Origin of the sequence: Corynebacterium glutamicum ATCC 13032 (assembly GCF_000011325.1) — a bacterium.
Classification (GTDB): Bacteria; Actinomycetota; Actinomycetes; order Mycobacteriales; family Mycobacteriaceae; genus Corynebacterium; species Corynebacterium glutamicum.
In genome coordinates, this window is the sequence record NC_003450.3 from 2,884,910 (window position 1) to 2,903,936 (window position 19,027).

Annotated in this window: 12 protein-coding genes; all 12 read right to left on the reverse strand. The window is 53.1% G+C overall.

The window, feature by feature from the left end; translation table 11 throughout:
• Positions 1–23: 23 nt before the first annotated feature.
• On the reverse strand, positions 24–1,589 hold the full coding sequence (locus tag CGL_RS13525; protein WP_011015326.1) for a succinic semialdehyde dehydrogenase: 1,566 nt from the start codon (positions 1,587–1,589) through the stop codon (positions 24–26).
• Between the two features lie 415 nt (positions 1,590–2,004).
• Positions 2,005–2,904 (reverse strand): polyphosphate kinase 2, encoded by a 900-nt coding sequence (gene ppk2 / locus CGL_RS13530; RefSeq protein WP_003862924.1) that lies wholly within the window; start codon positions 2,902–2,904, stop codon positions 2,005–2,007.
• A 128-nt stretch (positions 2,905–3,032) separates the two neighbouring features.
• Entirely contained in the window at positions 3,033–3,170 is a 138-nt protein-coding gene (locus CGL_RS13535; protein WP_011265994.1) for a PorA family porin, read from the reverse strand.
• 83 nt (positions 3,171–3,253) lie between these two features.
• Entirely contained in the window at positions 3,254–3,427 is a 174-nt protein-coding gene (locus tag CGL_RS13540) for a PorH family porin (protein WP_011265995.1), read from the reverse strand.
• Between the two features lie 558 nt (positions 3,428–3,985).
• Positions 3,986–5,632 carry a chaperonin GroEL gene (groL, locus tag CGL_RS13545; protein ID WP_003862917.1) on the reverse strand — a complete coding sequence of 549 codons (1,647 nt, stop codon included), beginning with the start codon at positions 5,630–5,632 and terminating at the stop codon, positions 3,986–3,988.
• A 207-nt stretch (positions 5,633–5,839) separates the two neighbouring features.
• Positions 5,840–6,022 carry a hypothetical protein gene (locus CGL_RS13550; protein ID WP_011015328.1) on the reverse strand — a complete coding sequence of 61 codons (183 nt, stop codon included), beginning with the start codon at positions 6,020–6,022 and terminating at the stop codon, positions 5,840–5,842.
• Complete coding sequence (locus CGL_RS13555; protein ID WP_011015329.1) at positions 6,019–7,230, reverse strand: TRAFAC clade GTPase domain-containing protein; 1,212 nt, start codon at positions 7,228–7,230, stop codon at positions 6,019–6,021. The genes CGL_RS13550 and CGL_RS13555 overlap by 4 nt, the downstream gene beginning before the upstream one ends.
• On the reverse strand, positions 7,227–8,192 hold the full coding sequence (locus CGL_RS13560) for a hypothetical protein (RefSeq protein ID WP_003853745.1): 966 nt from the start codon (positions 8,190–8,192) through the stop codon (positions 7,227–7,229). Before CGL_RS13560 ends, CGL_RS13555 begins: the two co-directional genes overlap by 4 nt.
• A complete protein-coding gene (locus tag CGL_RS13565; RefSeq protein ID WP_041625578.1) occupies positions 8,189–10,174 on the reverse strand; it encodes a hypothetical protein in 1,986 nt (661 codons plus the stop codon). Before CGL_RS13565 ends, CGL_RS13560 begins: the two co-directional genes overlap by 4 nt.
• Complete coding sequence (locus tag CGL_RS13570) at positions 10,161–12,617, reverse strand: hypothetical protein (RefSeq protein ID WP_011015331.1); 2,457 nt, start codon at positions 12,615–12,617, stop codon at positions 10,161–10,163. Before CGL_RS13570 ends, CGL_RS13565 begins: the two co-directional genes overlap by 14 nt.
• A complete protein-coding gene (locus CGL_RS13575; protein WP_011015332.1) occupies positions 12,617–15,418 on the reverse strand; it encodes a hypothetical protein in 2,802 nt (933 codons plus the stop codon). The genes CGL_RS13570 and CGL_RS13575 overlap by 1 nt, the downstream gene beginning before the upstream one ends.
• Positions 15,419–19,012, reverse strand: coding sequence for a tubulin-like doman-containing protein (locus CGL_RS13580; RefSeq protein ID WP_011015333.1), 3,594 nt, complete (start codon positions 19,010–19,012; stop codon positions 15,419–15,421).
• Between the last annotated feature and the right edge of the window lie 15 nt (positions 19,013–19,027).

A 19,027-nucleotide genomic window follows, 5' to 3' on the forward strand; every position in this document is an offset into this window, starting at 1 on the left:
TAAAGCAAGGGTCCGGCTTTTTGCTACGGCAAAACTTTAAAGATTTTGCCCAGCTTTAGCGCTGTGGCCACGGTGTCTGAGTACACCTTTCGCGGCATTTTGGCCGGCCCACGCATAGACATCCAGCGCTGCTCCGCGATGTTTCGGATCTCCGCATATTTTGTAATTCCCTCCGCACCATGGCGGTGCCCCAGCCCCGACTGCTTCATGCCACCCAGAGGCGTGGACACGCTCGCCCACGTCGCGGCGTAGCCATCATTAATACCGATACCGCCAGCTTCCAGCTGGCCTGCAACAAGATTGCCGGTTTCCGACGACCCAAAGACGGACGCATTCAGGCCGTAGGGCGTGCCATTTGCCTTATCGACGGCTTCTTCCAGTGTGGCTACCTTTTCGATGAACACCACCGGCCCGAAGACTTCCTCCGTGAGCAGTGGGGTGCCCTCTGGGACATCCGCCAATACCGTGGGCTCATAGAAGAAGGGACCAATATCAGGGCGTGACTTGCCACCGCACAGCACCGTGGCGCCCGCAGCTTTAGCCTGATCAACAAAGGTGCTCACCCGATCCAGCTGCGCCTGATTGATCAACGAACCCATCTCATATTTCCACTCAAATCCGGCACCAATGGACATGGCTTTCGCCGCCTTGCTAAACCGTGCAATCACCTCCTCGTACACGTCTTCCTCGACATAAATACGTTCAGTGGAGACACACAATTGCCCCGAGTTGGAAAAACACGCCTGCGGAAGCTCAGCTTCCACCTTGTCCAGATCTGCATCCTTGGCCACAATAAGAGGGTTCTTTCCGCCTAATTCCGCAGAGAAACCCACCAAACGCTCACCCATTGTCCGACCCAAGATCCGGCCCGTGGCCGTGGATCCAGTGAACATGAGGAAATCACACTGAGCTGCAATCGCACCGCCAACAATATCGCCAGGGCCGGTGACAACCTGCATCAAATCACGCGGCAGACCGGCTTCAATGAGCAGGTGCACCATGATCAAGCAGGAGAAAGGTGTCGCGAGGTCAGGTTTAGCCACCACTGCGTTTCCTGCCAGCAGCGCCGGAACAGCATCAGATACTCCCAAAGTTAAAGGGTAATTCCACGGCGTGATCTGCCCGACCACTCCCTTGGGCACATACTGTTGTGTGTTTTTCGTGATGATCGGAAGCGCGCCGGGGCGTTTCTTGTCATTTAAAAACTTTCCTGCATTGTTTGCGTAGAAGCGGGTGGTGATCGCAACGTCCAACACCTCATCGGCAGCCGATGCTCGATTTTTGCCTGTTTCCAACTGCACGATGTCCATGAGCAGCTCACGGTTTTTCAATACCAGATCATGAAACTTCAGGAAGATCTTCTTCCGTTCCACTGCCGTGGTGTGCACCCACTTTTTCTGGGCTGCCCTTGAAAGTGCAAAAGCATGCTCGACGTCTTGCTCATCACCATCAAAAACAAATCCGAGGGTCTCGCCAGTAAATGGCGCTATAACCTCCACTTTCGCCGCATCTTGGGCATTTGCGGTCAGATCAAGCAGAGTCTGATGAAGTTCTTTAGGCAGCGGACCTAAAGGAAGACGTTTGATCATGGGCTTTTACCTTCGTTTCGCGTTCTGATGCTCGTGTGGTGCCCAGCTTATGCAGAATCCTTCACAGCTGATTTAAGACCCGCCAAGTAGTTGTCCACTGCCCATTTAGAGAATCCTGGTTCAATCGTCTCCACCTGAACCGGCAACGGCCGTGAAGTGGCAACTAACCCAAAGTGAAAACGAATTGGACTTAGATCAGGTGCCGCAAAACAACGCATTGGCTCGTCGTCGGATTAATGCGCCTTTGCCATGATGAAAAAATATAAGTTTTATCGCGATCCTCAGATCTGCCAGGAGATCGCAGCAGCATAGAACACCGAACTAGATCACAACCGATTGGGCTTACTTAAATAAAAAACTCCCCAGCACCTTCTACTGAAAGGTGCTGGGGAGTTTTTTCATGCCCGCCTAGTGACTAGTCACCGATCTGGTCGCGCCCACGAAGCACAACCTTAGGGTCAGGCTCACCAACGAGCTCGTAATCCTTGTCGGTGTAATCAAACTTGGACAATACATAACGCATCGCGTTGATACGCGCACGCTTCTTGTCATTCGACTTGATGGTGATCCACGGGGACTCATCAGTGTCGGTGTAACGGAACTGCTCTTCCTTAGCGCGGGTGTAATCATCCCAGCGATCAAGTGAAGCCAAGTCCATTGGGGAAAGCTTCCACTGACGCACAGGATCAACCTGGCGGATAGCAAAACGGGTGCGCTGCTCTTTACGGGTCACCGAGAACCAGAACTTGGTCAAGCTGATACCAGAGCCCAGGATCATGTTTTCCAGCATTGGAACCTCACGCAGGAACTCTGCATGCTGTGATTCGGTGCAGAAACCCATGACGCGCTCCACGCCGGAACGGTTGTACCAAGAGCGGTCAAAGAAAACGATCTCGCCAGCAGCTGGGAAGTGCTGAATATAGCGCTGGAAGTACCATGAGGTGGATTCGCGTGGTGATGGCTTCTCCAACGCAACAGTACGGGCACCACGAGGGTTCAGGTGTTCGTTGAAGCGCTTAATGGTGCCACCCTTACCAGCGGCGTCACGCCCTTCGAACAAAATGATGTGGCGCTGGCCAGTTTCCTTGGTCCAGTTCTGCCACTTCAGCAGCTCGATCTGGAGGGAGCGCTTGACCTTCTCATAGTCTTCGCGGGTGACGCGCTCTTCATAAGGGAAGTCTTCGCGCCAGGTTTCAATGGGGGTTCCATCTGGACGCAGAAGTACTGGATCATCTTCATCCGAGTCATCTACAACATAGCCTTCGATTTGGGCAAGGTCGATAACTGGAAGATCATTTTCGTTGGTTTCAGCCATGATGGGAAGTTTACCCACCATTGACTAATTCGGCGTGCCAAAGGGGCGTCTTTCTGGTGGCAGATACGAAAAAACTCTGATCCATATGGATCAGAGTTTTTGAAAACTTTGCCCGTGGGCGAAGTTAATTAGCCAAGCAGACCGATGAGGTCAGCAACTGCGCCAGCCCACTTGCTGGAAGCGCCGAGGAAGTCGAAGACGTAGCCGATGAGGCCGGAGCCGGAAAGGACATCAAGGTTTCCAAGGAACTCGTAAACGTTTTCCATTTTAAATTCTCCTATTAAGAGTTGAGATGAGGGGGAAGGGGGAAGGCTGTGGATTTTAGCCAATCAGCCAAATCGGATTTCTCTTAGGAAGAGAAGTTATCCAGATTCTCGCCGGTGGTGTCAGCGAGATCTCCGAAGTTGTCGAAGAAGTTAAGGATGGAATCGAGCAGGGTTGGGATGCTCTGAAGAGCGGTACCGATGTTGCCACCGAAGGTCTCGTAGTTGCCGAGGGTTTCCTTGAGAAGGGAAAGATCCATGAGAAATCTCCTTGAGAGGACCAGCAAAGAAAGCTGGTGATGGTTGCCAGTTTGCTGACGCCCTCAGGACGTCACTCAATTATTCAATCACATTTTGACAACACGTCAAGGCGAATCAGGAAAGTTTCCCAGCGTGCTTTTCAACCAAACTCAGCAAAGAATTATTTGACGATTTTTCCCGTAAATATATCTTGACCTGCAGAAATGTTAGATATTTAAGTGAACAGGGAGAAAACTTTCCAGCTAAACCCCATGAAGGTGTAACACTACTTAACAACGGCTCGATTAAAGCGAAACTTTAAAAAAGCGATTGTCATACACACCCTAATATGGGGGTAATTTACACCATTGGCTAAGTGGGGTGGTCGAAAAAAGGTGTGGAGTTAGTCTTTTTTATCAAGATTTGAGATGTCTAGCAGGTTAACGGAAGGTTGCCGTGCATGTCACCTTACGCCCCTCCGAAGGTGTGGGGAGACGTCGAAAAGCAATATCTTTTGACACGCAAAAGCCCTCCCGCAAAGCGTGCGGGAGGGCAATTGAGGTGCGCGAATGAGGGGCTTAGAAGCCGCCCATGCCGCCCATCTCGTCTGCACCTGGCATGCCAGCTGCGCCTGCAGGCTGTGGCTTGTCAGCAACGACAGCCTCAGTGGTCAGGAACAGAGCTGCAATGGATGCAGCGTTCTGGAGTGCGGAGCGGGTGACCTTAACTGGGTCGTTGATGCCCGCAGCCATGAGGTCGACGTACTCGCCGTTTGCAGCGTTGAGGCCCTCGCCCTGTGGGAGCTGGGAAACCTTGTCAGCAACAACGCCTGGCTCGAGGCCAGCGTTAGCAGCGATCTGCTTCAGAGGAGCAGTCAGAGCCTCGCGGACGATGCGAACGCCGGTTGCCTCGTCGCCGGAAAGCTCAAGATCGTTGTCCAGGACGTGAGCAGCCTGCAGCAGCGCAACGCCACCGCCGGCAACGATGCCCTCTTCAACAGCTGCCTTAGCGTTACGGACAGCATCCTCAATGCGGTGCTTGCGCTCCTTGAGCTCAACCTCGGTAGCTGCGCCCACCTTAAGCACTGCAACGCCGCCGGCAAGCTTAGCCAGACGCTCGTTGAGCTTCTCACGGTCGTAGTCGGAATCGGAGTTCTCGATCTCAACGCGGATCTGGTTGACGCGGCCTTCGATCTGAGCCTCAGAACCTGCGCCGTCAACGATGGTGGTGTCATCCTTGGTGACAACAACCTTGCGTGCCTGGCCTAGAAGTGGCAGATCAGCGGTCTCAAGGGAGAGGCCAACCTCTTCAGAAATGACCTGGCCACCGGTCAGAACAGCAATGTCCTGCAGCTGAGCCTTACGACGGTCGCCGAAGCCCGGAGCCTTAACAGCAACAGACTTGAAGGTGCCACGGATCTTGTTGACAACCAGGGTGGACAGAGCCTCGCCCTCGACGTCCTCAGAGATGATCAGCAAAGGCTTGCCGGACTGCATGACCTTCTCCAGCAGTGGGAGCAGGTCCTTGATGTTGGAGATCTTGCCGGAAACCAGCAGGATGTAAGGATCTTCCAGAACAGCCTCGAGGCGCTCCATGTCAGTTGCGAAGTAACCGGAGATGTAGCCCTTATCAAAGCGCATACCCTCAGTAACCTCGAGCTCAACACCGAAAGTGTTGGACTCTTCAACAGTGATGACGGAATCCTTGTTCAGCTTGCCACCGCCAACTGCGTACATTGCCTTAGCAATCTGTGCGCCGATAGCTGGGTCAGCTGCGGAGATACCAGCGGTAGCAGCGATCTGCTCCTCGGTCTCAACTTCCTTCGCAGCCTCGAGCAGCTTCTCAGTTACCTGAGCAACAGCCTTCTCGATGCCACGCTTGATGCCCATTGGGTTAGAGCCAGCAGCAACGTTGCGCAGGCCTTCCCGAACCAGAGCCTGTGCCAATACGGTAGCGGTGGTGGTGCCATCGCCCGCGACGTCATCAGTCTTCTTAGCGACTTCCTTGACCAGCTCTGCGCCGATCTTCTCGTAAGGATCCTCAAGCTCGATCTCACGTGCGATGGTGACACCATCGTTGGTAATGGTTGGGGCACCCCAAGCCTTTTCCAAAACGACGTTACGGCCCTTTGGTCCCAAAGTAACCTTAACAGCGTCAGCCAGGGTGTTCAGTCCCTTTTCTAGGCCACGACGTGCTTCCTCATCAAAGGCGATGATCTTTGCCATGTGTTTGTGCTCCTGAAATATTTGTAGGACGACACTCACGTCTTCTGCCCGGTAGGCGCCCGCGACGGCACGGTTAGTGAGTGTGGACCAACCTCACCCACCAAGCAGTTGATGATCAATATTGGCACTCTGATTAGTTGAGTGCTAACTACTTTTCTAGCACTCAAGGGGTGTGAGTGCAAGATTTTATAGCTTCAAATGCCCTAATCAGATACGTGACCAGATAAAAACCATCACGAGCACAATAATTACGGCTGCCGCAATGCCAGTGCCGATCCACAACATCGCAGAACGATTCCGCGCCTTTCGCTTGGCCTGTCGCTGCGCCTCATATTCTTCCTCTGCGCGAACCGCATCAAGCCTCACGCCTTCGGCATGCTGAAAACTCATTTAAACCACCTCAGGAATCCACGTTTTTTAGGTTCTTCAACCGGGGCCTCTTGGGCTTCAGGCTGGCTGGTCGGGGCAGGTTGGGCAGGCGGGATATTGCTTTTCGACGTCTCCAGCCCCTCTAGAATCCCAATTTCCGAGAACAACTCTCTCAACGGATCCAGGCAACGAAACGGTGCGATACCGCTTCGATTAATCCGATCACCTTCAGGACTTGCACCCAGAGGAGACACCGCGAAGCACTGGAACGGATAAGCCTCTTCACCAGCTAGGGGCTGATTGAACTGGTTCAGCAAATGCGTCGCATCCAAGCACTGCAGCATGCTTCGAATTTCCAGATCCAAAATCTCGCCAGCAACGCGATCATATGCACCATCAAGCGGAGCACTGTCCCTGCGGAAAGTTGCACCAAAGTTGCTCATCACGCGCTGCCAATTCACCATGTTTGCTCCTGCATAGTGCAGGTGATCTTGGTTCACTTCAGCTAGCTGCTGCATGGTGTCGAACTTAGACATGCACAGGGAAATCTTGGGGCGATAATCCGGTCCCAACACTCGGAGCACGTTTCTTAAGACAACCATCGGCCCATCAGTGTCCACCTCATGAGTGGGGACTGAACCTTCCAACATCTGTCGGATTCGTGGAACAGACATGGGATCAAACAGAAAAAGAATGCGGTCCGCGTTTTGGAAAAACGCTAGTTCGTCTTCACGAGCCGAAAAATTCTCTTCCTGCAGATCTTCGCCTGCCACATCCCTAAAGACTAAAAAGAGTCGCTGCTCTGGATGATTCGAGGTTGAAATATCAAAGATCAATGGACGCTGCTGATGTGCATCAGGAGCCGATGCTGGCGGAGTAGGCGGAAGCAATCCCATCTGTTCAAACAGTGGCTTCTCGTATTTTTCCTGGTAAATCCGGCGGGTGTGCTCATCGGCGTATAAAAATGATCCACCGTTGGCAACGACCAGTTTGCGCAGCAGCTTCACGATCACCGCAATGTACATACTCTTGCCCGATGACCTGTCACCTGCCATTGCGAAAGTCAGAGTTCCGGAATTTTGCCACCCGTCTGGCAGGGTCGCATCCTGGACCGTCGCATCAACAAAAGGTGATGAGGTCGCTTCTGGATCCGGCAGCACTTGGAAAGTGAAAGGACACCGTGTGGGGAGCAGACCAGTGGAGGGTGGGTAAACATCAGGAGCGGTCATGTCGTTGGATCCTCTCGTCGTGCAACCGAAGTCAACGCGTTAAACATTTGGTGGACAGGTCCAGCGAGAAGACGCTGATCATGATTTTTAATAGCGTTAATCAGCACTGGATCGAAATAGGTGGTGCTGGTTCCATGTTCCACCAAAGGTTTCCGAGAACTCAAAACATGCAGGTTGTTGGAGAGTTTTAAGATCTCGGCAGGAATGTCATCAGAGATCACCACCAGCGCATCGTCTGGGGAAATCTGGTGCAAATCCGAATTCCACCCCACTTCCCTCACCGGCGCGTACTTTTCCGAAAGCTTGCTGATCTCCTCCGGATTAGCGACACGCACTTTTGGATCCGTAGCGCTACTGGTCATCACATGGATGGAGCGTCCCTGGCTCACTACTGATAAAACACCAGTGGCGAAAGAACACATGAGATCAAAGGTCTCGCGGCTGGTGCTTGCTTTCATCGACGCCGTCTTATCGACCAACACGGTGACATTAGCTCGAGCAATATCAGCTGAGCCGTCCTTATCAATGGTGCGTCCCAACGCTGATCGAACTGCCGAAGCCTCAGAGTCCAAAGAACTGTCATTGCTCACATCGCCAGCCTGCATGCGAATGATGCCCTGGCTTGGGAAAACGTTAAGAATCGGGATGGAGCGTAAACCACCGATAGGATACGTTGGAAGCTGCAGCGTAGTTTCTTGGCGCCCAGCCTCCTGAATCACCACAGTTACATACAGCTTGGTTCCCGAAGGGAATTCTCCCCGATCGCCATCAGGAAACACCGTGACCTCGGTATTTCCTTGAGGATTACGAATCCACCACGTATTGCCACGTCGGTTGGTTTCTGTGGAAGGAACCTCTACCCGGAATCCTAAGTCCTCGCTGAGATCAAATTCCAGACGTGCAGAAAATCCCTCGCGTGGTACGTCATAGGTCTGGTTGGAATCCAGTCGAATCACGTTCATGACCGCATGTCCTTTCCAATATTATTCCGGCTAATTGCTCTGATGATAGCGCGCGCCATCTCAGTAAAAATCTGGTTAACATCCCTAGACCGGGACACTTTCTTATTGATGATATCTTGGTCGATATAGCCGAGATATTGCTGTACTGCTCGAGCATTGGTGAGAATCGACGGCAAATCCTCTCGGGCAATCTGCTCACCATATTTCTCGAATCGTCTAATGTCTTCCGTTCTGCCCTCTTGAAGAGTTAACTGCACGAAACTAAGAACAGAATCGACCGTGAGAGTAGTAAAAGCCCTGTAGGTATCTTCGTCGCCGATCAAAGCGACTCCAAAATACGCCCGCAAAAGATCCCACATGAAGTGGCTTCTACCAGTTTGAACAGACGCACCCGCAATGATTCCTGCAAAGATCTGCTGAGCTTCATCGCTTCTCGTCCAGTCTTCGATGTCTGGCAAAGACCGATCTCTGCTGAAGTTCGGAACGATATGGTCCAAGACGATTGCCGCAGGTGCTCTGTTCCTAGCATCGCGTTCTGCGTCCACGAGTAGTTCCCTCAAGCGAGGGTGCGCATCCTCGGTGAACTTAATGTGTCGCCAGTTGTCCATCGCTGGAAAGTCTGAAAAACTACTCCGAAAAAAGGGATCCGAAGCATTAATGCTTGTCGCAAGCTCAGTTTTCAAAAGGAAATCCAAATAGGCAACAAGATCCTGTGCCGGCGAATCATGAAGCTTCTCAATGCTGTTGATCGCCTGCTCTGACATATTGATGATCCTGCGCCGACTATCCGGCAATCGCCTCAGACTTGGCCAATCTTGTGATTCTGATGCTCTCCGAGGATTGTGAACTACCTCAGATGCACGCGCCCAAATTGCATTGGGGTTTGGTGCCGGAGCGACAGGCTCCACCTTAGGTGCTGGCTTGTCTGGCACCTTTCCAAACATATGCTGATCAGCAAGTACGCGAAGCGGGTGCGTGCCGGAAAAACGGCCATTCCGGATAAATCGCGCTAAACCGTCTCCAAATTGAGCGAGTTCCTTTTGGCTATTATCCAGGTTCTCGTTGGCACGAATCAGCCCTGCGACAAGTTCATCAGCATCAAAACCGTCGGAGAAGAGCCCTTCTGTCATTCGGGACCAGGATCCCTGCGGGCCGAAAGGTTGGCTCTGTGGAATCTCCGGATCGATAATCACAATCCCTGAATGCTCCGCCAACAATTCACGATCAATTCCTGGGACCACAAACAGAGAACGAGCCTCCATTGATTTATCTGGAGCTGGCAAGGTAGCAGCACGCTCAAAGGTTGAGAAGTGCAACAGACGCCGGGCTTCATTCGGAGTCAATGTAGAAGACAACGCTTGAAGCCAATATGCTGCCTCGTTAGTGCTGTTCAGAACCAAAACAGTAGCTTTATCTCCAGCTTGGAGAGCATCTTGAAGCTGGTAGAACTGCTGTCTGCGATCGCCAAACATGCTGTCGATCATCATCCACGACAAGGACAGATCAGTGATGGGGCCAATTCTCGGCTCGCCTGCATCCAAAGGGAGCTCGGCAGCGTTGACCGCGGCTGCACGAAAAGGGGTCAGCAAATCAGGTGAACGGTACAGGGAAATGGGATAAACAGACTCCAGTGGGCTTTCTAGATCCCCATCAAATACTGCATGGGTGAACACATTCCCTGGACGTCCAGTGGCATCTTTACCTGCAGGAACAGACTGCATGATCAACGATCGGCCTGCCAAAGGACGGTACTCAAACCTCCTCGGCAACGCATCGATATCTTCTGATGAGATGAAATCATCAAAAGGGGTCACCGTTTCAATATGAGTGGGCGCAACCTCCGCGATAAATTGGAGGTCTTCTTTAGTGGCCTGAGCAGACCAAGTTCCCACCTTCCACCCACCCCTACCTGCAGTTCCTCTAAAGGACGCGTAGGTGACATGAGTCCATCTCAAGGCCACGGGCAACTCACCTGCTTCCACCAATCCACGTTCCCAGATTCAGCAAGGAGGGAGCGGGATCGATTAGAGCTTTCACATGAACGTCATCGGACTCTTCTTGGTGGATGAATAGGCGAAGATAGCTAGTTGGTGGAAGGCTAGCAATCTTAGGATCGATCTCCCAGTATTCAACTTCCGGTTCTTGCTCAGATCGTAAAGATGAGGAACTAATGCCAGCTAGAAGATCAGCATACTGCTGCCCTCCCCCATCATTGATGATCTTTCGAGTCATCACTTCTTGACCATCTTCTGGTTCAAGCGGGAGACGGGACGGGTGAATCCTCAAAGAGAACTGGTTGAACTGATTGTTTGGTCGCTCGCTGTAAATAGAAAGGAACAAACGGTTATTCATCAAATGCAGTTTGTAACTGAATTTGTCTAGACCTCGGTACTTGAGGATCTCAGGCTGTCCCCAAATCTGGCGTCCTTCATAAACTCGGGAGGCAAACAGCGCAACATCGCCGGCACCAGGCAGTTTCACCCGCATGCCACCTTCCTCCTCGTAGGCTTCCCTATGGATGGAGACAAGACTAGAACCTGGGGCATCGGCAGTTGGTCCTACTGAATGACCTGAACCGGGCTCGCCAAAAACAGCAGTGACTTCGTGTGCTTCTTCAGGCCAACCAAAAGTGAGCAATTGGTTATTCACCCGCTCGTACAGCTTCGGACGGCTAATCTCTCCCACCCGAACTCGTGAATAGGTTTGTCCAACTTGAGCTTGGTTGCCCACAACATTGACTGGGGTGAGGAAGATCGAATACCAATCTTCAGGCCACACCACATTGCAGGAGGTCTTGGTGTCCTCCAGGTCATTGGCCCAATCTCTTCGCGCCAGGCCAAAGCTTTCCAGTTGGTCTGTTTCAATCGCGTTGAACTGCAGGTCGCTTTCTGGTGCTTCCTGAGTTCGGTAAATCCAGACTTCACCAGAGTGAGGAGCATCCCACGTCACGTCAAAACTCGTGCTGAATCCGTCGAAACGCTCTTCGATCGAAATTGGCACCTCGACGACCTCAGCTGGGACGTCGATGACGAACTCCTCTGACGGCGCCGAGCCGACCAGCTTTCCGTGGATTTCCGCAAAACGGCGCGCGACAAACTTGTACTCCCGGCCGCGGTGCTGCGGATGGAAACGGAATCCCTGGAAGTTGTTTTTATCAGCGGCGATCTCATTTCGAGACGCCGTGACCAGGCGTTCATTGCTCGGAGCTGCGTAGACAGCAACTCGGTGGGTGTGTTCAGCAGGAGCCCACTGCCCCTTCACCTCAGAACCTGCCACCGACAACTCAATGTTGGAAACTGGGTTGATAAACACTGATTCCCCCACCAATTGCGGTTGGGAATTCACTGCCGAGGACTCCGTAACACCCTCGTACATCCACACCTGATACATGCGATAAGCAGTGGTCAAAGGCTCCTGATCCACCCAATGGGTGCCCACAGTGCTCACTCGGTGCTCCGCTAAATCAGGATCCTGCTCAAACGCCATCTCATCACTAACAATGCGGAAAACCCGAGATGCATTGATATAAGACTCCGGCGCATCCCACTCCAGATCCAACCCACCCGTGAGGTTTGCTGTAATCCGGAGGAAACCACCGTGAGCCTGCTTGACCTCTGCAAAGCCATCAAGTCGTGCGAACTCATAGTCCTGCCAATTGCGGATATCACGATCAATTGATTGAGCTTCAGCACTTGCCGAACGATGTGATCCGGTGTTTTGGCGTCGTCGACGTGGTGCAGGGGTTGGATCAGGTTCAGGGGTTTCAGGGATTTCAGCAACGCTTGGTTCAGCTTGGTGCGCTGGCTTGCGAACCAGCTCTGGTGCAGGTTCAGCCATAGGCTCAGGTTCAGCCACAGGCTCAGGAGCCGGCTCTGGTTCCGGCGTAAATTCCGGAGTAAATTCCTGCTCAGGCACTAGCTCAGGCTCTGGATCCAGCACTGGTTCTGGCGCTACTACCTGCTCAAATACCTGCTCAGGCACCTGTGCTGGCCCTGGAACAGCATGCACAGGCTCCGATTCCAGTTCCGGTTCATACTCAGGCTCATCAATCACTTCCGCGTAGTGATAATCAGCTGGCTCATCGTCGTAGAACTCTGCGTCAACGGGTGTGTCTTCGAGCGCGTCCACGGAAGCATCTTCAGGTTCAAAGTGCTTATCAAAATCAAGGTCAGGGGTGAACATCGCTGCGTCGGTGCCCTGCTCAATGACGTGAAGGGTGCCTACTTGGACGTATCCCAGGACTCGTCGAAGGGCTGTCGCCCACACGAGAAGAGCTGGGTAGTCGCCGCCAGGTTTGAGCTGGTCAGGGTCCTTAGCGGTGGCGAGTAGTTCCTCGTCGGTGGGGAGCTGATCTTCGTTGAATTTTATGCGGGCAATGTCGCGCCAGGTTTTAAACGCACTGAGAATTTGGTATTCGCTAGCCATTAAAACTCTCCCGTACCTGGTAGTTCTGGCCGCTTGTGAGATTGGTTTCCGCGGTCAAGGAACGGCGATTCAGCGGGATTCTCTGAGCGGAAGTCTTCATTGGTGGGCATTCTGTCGAACAAGGTTGGATCAAAGGTTGTTTGTTGAGGTCGGACAAATGAGATGTCAGCGTCTTCGGCGGGTTCACTGATTTGGAGCAGCACTTCGCTGATTCCGATGGCATCTGATTCGTTTTCTTGTGGCTGGTACATGCACAGGGAAGGATCCAGGCTGAGGATGCCTTTCACGCGACCTTTTTCGCTGGCGATTTCGCCGTTGAAGAAACCAACAGTTACCAGGTCTTTTAGTGGTTGTTGGTATGGTGCGTCGACCTTTTCGCCACCGCGATAGATCTGGAGTGAATTCAAAATACCGGATCGAACTTCATGGCTTTCCTGCGAGAGTTGCAGGGTGATGTCATCCCAGATCTGCACGCTGCGATCTGTTTGGCGGAATTTTTCGCCGGTCACGAAATCCGACAATCTGGCTAGATCACCGTAGGAGCCTTCGCCGGTGCTGCCAAAAAGGGTGCGTTCATTGACGCTGTTTCCAGACTCCGCTGCCAAGGCATCTGATGCGGAGTTCAGCGCAGCCATTACCCGTTCGCTCACCCATCCCTGCTGGTATAGGTCTCGGCGGAATTGTCTGGTCAGTTTCTCCACGGCATCTGAATCAGGAATAGCCTCGGCGAAAATGACTGAATCTGGCATCGAGTTAATGGGGATCGGTGATTCCCTGCGGGCTCGTTCAATGTTGCCGAAAGGTCGTTCCAGCAGTGCACCCATAATCTTGGATACAGACAGGAACTGTTGGTAGCCCACTTGAATGCGGAGCTGTGCCTGCTGCGAAATCTTCAGGTTCTTCTTCGCAGCATCAAGCTCGGTGACTAGGTCTTTACGCAGGTGAGTAAATCGAATTTCATCGCGAGTCTCAAAAATGCATTGCGCAATCCAACAAATCAGCCAGATACCAAACCAAATTCCGAAGAATTTCCACTTGAAAGCGGTGTCTGTCGCAGCGAAACTTACAGCCCAGCGACTGATGTCCATTGGAGTTTCAGCCAAGTAGTATTCTGCAGCCCACCACACGCCAAAGATGGCCGCGGACCAGAACGATACCCAACCCAACCAGCGGAAAACTCGGGATCCTAAACCTGTTCCATCGAAGGATTTTCCTTGTTGGGACAGGCGATTAATTTCTTGATTCCACCGCTTTTCCTGAGATTCCATCTCCCGTTGGAGATTTTGCAGCCCAGATCCCACGAAGTAGGCAAAACTCTTCGAGTTTTGGTCTTGCCAGCGCTTGAATTCGCCAATAACCTGGCCCATTCCGCGCTGCCCGCGGTCGCTTTCTTTTGCTAATCGACGCTCAAACTCAGCGACGCCTTCCAGGTCGTACGGGGGCACTTCTTCGACATCGACAGCCACTTTGACCTCAACGGGCAGCCCATCGCCATAGTTAGTTTCTGGGCCTGGGATAACGTCAGCGCTTCGTCGTGCAACAACCACTCGTTGGGATTGTCCAGTGTGAACGACCGACGGGGTTCTCATCCCGTTTTCACCGTAAGCAATTGCGCGAGGCTGAGCATCAAGAAGGCTCATTGCGGTGTTGGCATATGCTTGCCACAGTTCTTGAAGATCAGCGGCATATCTGATTTTGAGGTCCTCAGACTGCACTGCCCTCTGGTTTTTGTTTCCACTCAAAGCAGACGCAGTGACACGATCACCCACGCGAGTACCCGAACCGGAATTGCCGTAGACACTTGCTTGAAGTGCATCTTCTGCGAAGGTCTTTGATTCAGCAGAAAACTCAGCAAAGAAGCGGTTCGGTGTAGTCACCATCTTCTTGATCCAGACGCTGAAGAACTGCTTAACTACCGCACTTCCAGAAATCGTCTTCGTTTTCTCAACATGAGCTGCAGCTTCTTCACCGATCAGTGGAGTTCTGAACTCATCAAGAATTTCCTGAGCTGCTTTTTGGGCGAAGGTATCCGGATTTTCTGCGTACTGCGCAGTGCGCTCCTTACCTGGAATGTCCAAGCGAGGAAGCGGGTTTTCCGCGGTGCTGAGAATCTTCTCCTTGAGACGAGCCTGAACTGCTTGGCCGTCAATTCGCCTGTAAAAAGACCTCACCAAACGAAAGCTGGAACCTTTCGCAGGTACGAGCTGTTCGATTGGTGTGGATGTGCTGCCTTCCCACAGTCCGTACAAGCTGGCGATATTAGCCACGCAGTGCAGGGTGAAACGGTGATCGCTGAAACCATGACGGTAGGTCACTGTTGCGGTGCCTGGGCTGTGGCTATCTTCAGGTGCCAGCATCAGGTTCACATAACCACGAAGAATTGGAAGTTCCTCATCAAGTGTGGCAGCCACCGCACCGATCATCACGTTGGATCGGTGAATTTGGTGGTGTGAACAGACACTGTCGATGATCCCAACCAATGGGTTGAGTTCTTCTGCATGAAGCATGCCTTCGCTGCCATCAATGACGTTGATGACACCGATGTGAAGCTTGGTGGTTCGTGACCGGGACACCAACTCATTGAAAGGTCGTCGCTGAAGCTCCGGAAGACCGTCTTGGTTGGTTGCCAAGTGGGTGACTTCAGATGAAGACTCGTGGAAACTATCGGCATCAATCCACACCAGGTTGCGGACTAGGCCGGTTTCTGCGAAGTCTTCTAGGGTCTGTCGGATCCCTTCAGCGGTCAGACCCCTCCCCAGAAACACCGTCAAAATGGTGTCCTGCGAATAGGCGGCGGACATTTAGAACTCACCCTCACCAGGTAGAGAAGGTCCTGAAGAAACGTCGCGGCGAGCTACGTTCATGTCAAAGACCTGTGCTGATGGTGGACCTGCAGCCAAGCACTTTTCCAGGATGTCGATGATTTCTTGGGTGCCATCAAAAACATCGGCTGCAAGGTCAGCAAACACTGGAATCTGTGCTGCTAGTTCACGATCCTTGACGTCGCCAAATGGACGATCAGCGGTGGTGAACAGACGGCCTTGGCGAAGCTTGTCGCTTGGGACGTAATTTTGCGAGATCTCGTTCTGGCGCTGCAGGAAGTTCTTCGCAGCCTCAAAACGTGCAGCTGGGGTGACACCAGCTTCGGTTCCTGGGATCTGGAGGACGTTTCCAGCCATGCGGTTGCCGTCGAAAAGCCAATCGTGCAGCAGCTTCTCACCGCGGGTGGTGCGTCCTGGCAAGGATGGGCTCGCAGCATCATCCCACAGTTGGCGGAGCTGGATGTAAGGCTCGACGGATTCAAAGACAGGACGCTCGCCTGCCCGTGCCCATGCCAATGATGCTGATTCCAGAAGGTTTGGCAGCCAATCGAGGCTTCCACGGAAACGGGACACTGGGGTGAGCATTGGGGTGGAGAAGTTGATCCACGAATCAGACTTCTCATCGTAGATCTGCACTGGAGTGGTATCCGCAGTGTCTAGAGTTGCGGGGAAGAATACTCGTCCGACCAGACGACCGATGTACCAACCCTTGACCATGGCGTTGCGCTCTAGGTCTGTCATTGGAAGTGCAGCAGTCAAAGGACGAGTACGGCGGCCATGCCAGAATTCCGTGCGATCGCCGGTGATCTGACGCCACTGCTTCTCGATTGGAGGCAGCAGGGAGTCAAACACGATCGGCGCGTAGTTGGGGTAAGAGCCGAAGATATCAATGGAACGCTCTTCACCTTGGGAGACCAAAGCCTTGCCCAGTGGCTTGGAAATATCTGCTGGTCGGTGGTTCGGGTAATCACGAACTGCCTGTTCCAGGCTGGATCCAAGCTCATCGCCGGCAAATGGGATGCGAGAGAAGTTGAAGTTGTAGCGGACTTCATCGCCGTAAAGCGCACGAACCAGTTGAGGGTTGATCTGAGCCAATGGAAGCGCGTAGGTCATTGCCTCACTGAACTTGCTCAGCACCTGCTGACGGCGCGCGCGACGCTCGTGGTCTGCCAAGCCCGGCGCGGTGATGAATTCACGCAGTGAGCTGGCGATGAACTGCTGGAAGGAGAAACCAGGGCGGCGGATGTACTGGCGGGAGCGCTCGAGTACTTCGCCGGTATCAATCTTCAGCTCAAAGCGTGCTTGCTTAGGGTCGCGGAGGCTTCCCGAACCGGACGGATCCCTGGTCAGGTCACGGGCAACCCATACGTCGATGAGGCGGATGAGATCGCGTGGTGCTTTTTCAGAGCCGGACTTGGATTCCCACACACCGCTGACTACTCGAGTTGAGGCCTCTTGCAGGGCGCTCGAGTAATCGTTTTGTTCGTTGATGTCATCGGTGGACGAGCGGACGTGTGCTTGGAACTGCTCCGGGAAGGAGGCGACATCGGTCAGGAAGACTTCGTTGGCTGCCTGACTGAAACGTGACGGGACGGTAGTTTGAGATTCATCTGGCCACAGTGCTGGAACGTTGGTTTTCAGCTGGGAGATTCCCAGGTTCACATCGTTGGTGAGCTGGTAGTCCTTTTCTAGGGAGTGGTGCTCACGTTGGATGGTGCGCTGAAGTGGGTAGATGAAATTTTTGAGGAAATCGTCCAGAACCGAAGCCATGTGGTCCGCAATGTATTGCACTGCGCGGGTGTGTAGTTGACCAGTGGATCGTGACACGATTTCCTGGATGTAGCTGTCAGAATCGTCGATCCTGCCCTTGCTGTTGTCCAGTTCACTGCGGCTGACATCGTCTAGTTGAACAGCCTCAGGTGCACGGTTGTTTGCCAGATCAGAAAGCTGTCCGATGAGTTGGTTTTGGATTGTGGCGCTGAGAGATTCGATCACGCTGACGCCGTAAGGAACGCCCAGTTTTGCGATCTCATCACGAAGCAACTCGACTACTCGGCGCTGCAACACATCAGCACTGGCCCAGTCGGCGACACCCATGTAGAGCTCATGGCGGGAGTCATTATCAATCATCTGGCTGGATGATTGGAAAGCACGCTGGACATCCCCGAGCCATTCACTTCCGCGCTGGCCATTAGCTGCAGGAATTTGGCTCTTGATGATTGCTTTCATACGCTGGGTCCAGTTTTCAATCATCTGGTTGAAACTATGGAAAATCCAGTCCCCTGCCGGCGCGTTGACGGGCAAAACGTCGCTGAGGTTGCCCATCAGCGATGGACGGTTGTTCTCGAGTCGCTTTTGAAGCTGCTGGTCAGAGGCCGCATCATTGCTTGGATCAAAGTGTCCCTTGAGCAGACGATCCACGGCAGAGCGTGCCAGTCGCTGGGCGGCGTATTCTGCGTAGCGATCACGACCCATGGATAGTTGTGAGTAGCCGTAGCTGCCCCACGGAATGTTCTTAGCTTCCTGTGCACCCCATGCGTACTTGCTCTGATCGGCACTTCCGCCACCACGGTTGCCGAGGGTGAATTGCTCGAAGTTGTCCATGGACACTTCATCAGCCATCAGAGCTGCAAGGCCACGGCCGAGTGCGCGGTAGACGGTATCTGGCTTGCCATCACCAAGCAGAGCGCCGTTTTCACCGGAGCGAATACCCACTGGGAAGATACGTCCAACTGGGATGGAGTCATCGCCAACAGAAACACCCAAAGCGTTAAACAGTCGGGCATCTTCTTCGGAAGCTGCACCCATCTGTGCTGCTGCGAGCTCGGCAAACATGGCCAGCGCGTTTGGGTTAGTTCCGGCAACCTGGTCTGGGGAAAGCTGGGAGAAGATATCCGGGGTCACCATAAACAGTGAGCTCAGACCCACTGCGTTGCCTTCAAGACCGGTGAGCAGGCGGCAGATATCTAGAGCCATCGAAGCACCGGCGCCACCAGCCATGGAGGAGACAACGAAGATAATTGGCTGCTCTTTAGAGGTTTCACCACTGGAAACAGACGTGCCATACAGTGCAGAACGAAGGTCAGCGAGCTCACGTTCAGTCTCACCGCTGAACAACACATCCCATGATTTACGTAATTCAGCCTGAATTTCCTGAAGTCGGCTCAGGATCAACATACGGCCAATGGAGCGGTACTGGCCCGCACCTTTACTAATTGGGGTGGTTTCAGAATCAGGGTTTCGAAGCGCCCATGAAGAAACGCCACCCAACGCGCCCCTGGAGGAGAGCTGGTTGGACACCGCAGTATCAACGGTGGCATAGCGATCCGAGGAACCACAGGAAATATAACGTCCACCGGCTTCTGGAACATTCGGAAGGTTCGGGCCGGGGCTTTCTGGGGAGGTCGGAACATCCACCGACACGAACTGCCACGCACCAGGAAGTTTTGCTTCCTTTGGATTTGGGTAACGCTCGGGAAGACTATCCGCCAGGGTGGTCTTGAGCTGGTCCATCATATAAGCGAGCGTTTTGGCACCTGAACCACCACAGCCGACAACGAGAACTTTCTTCATGTGTAAATCCTTAAG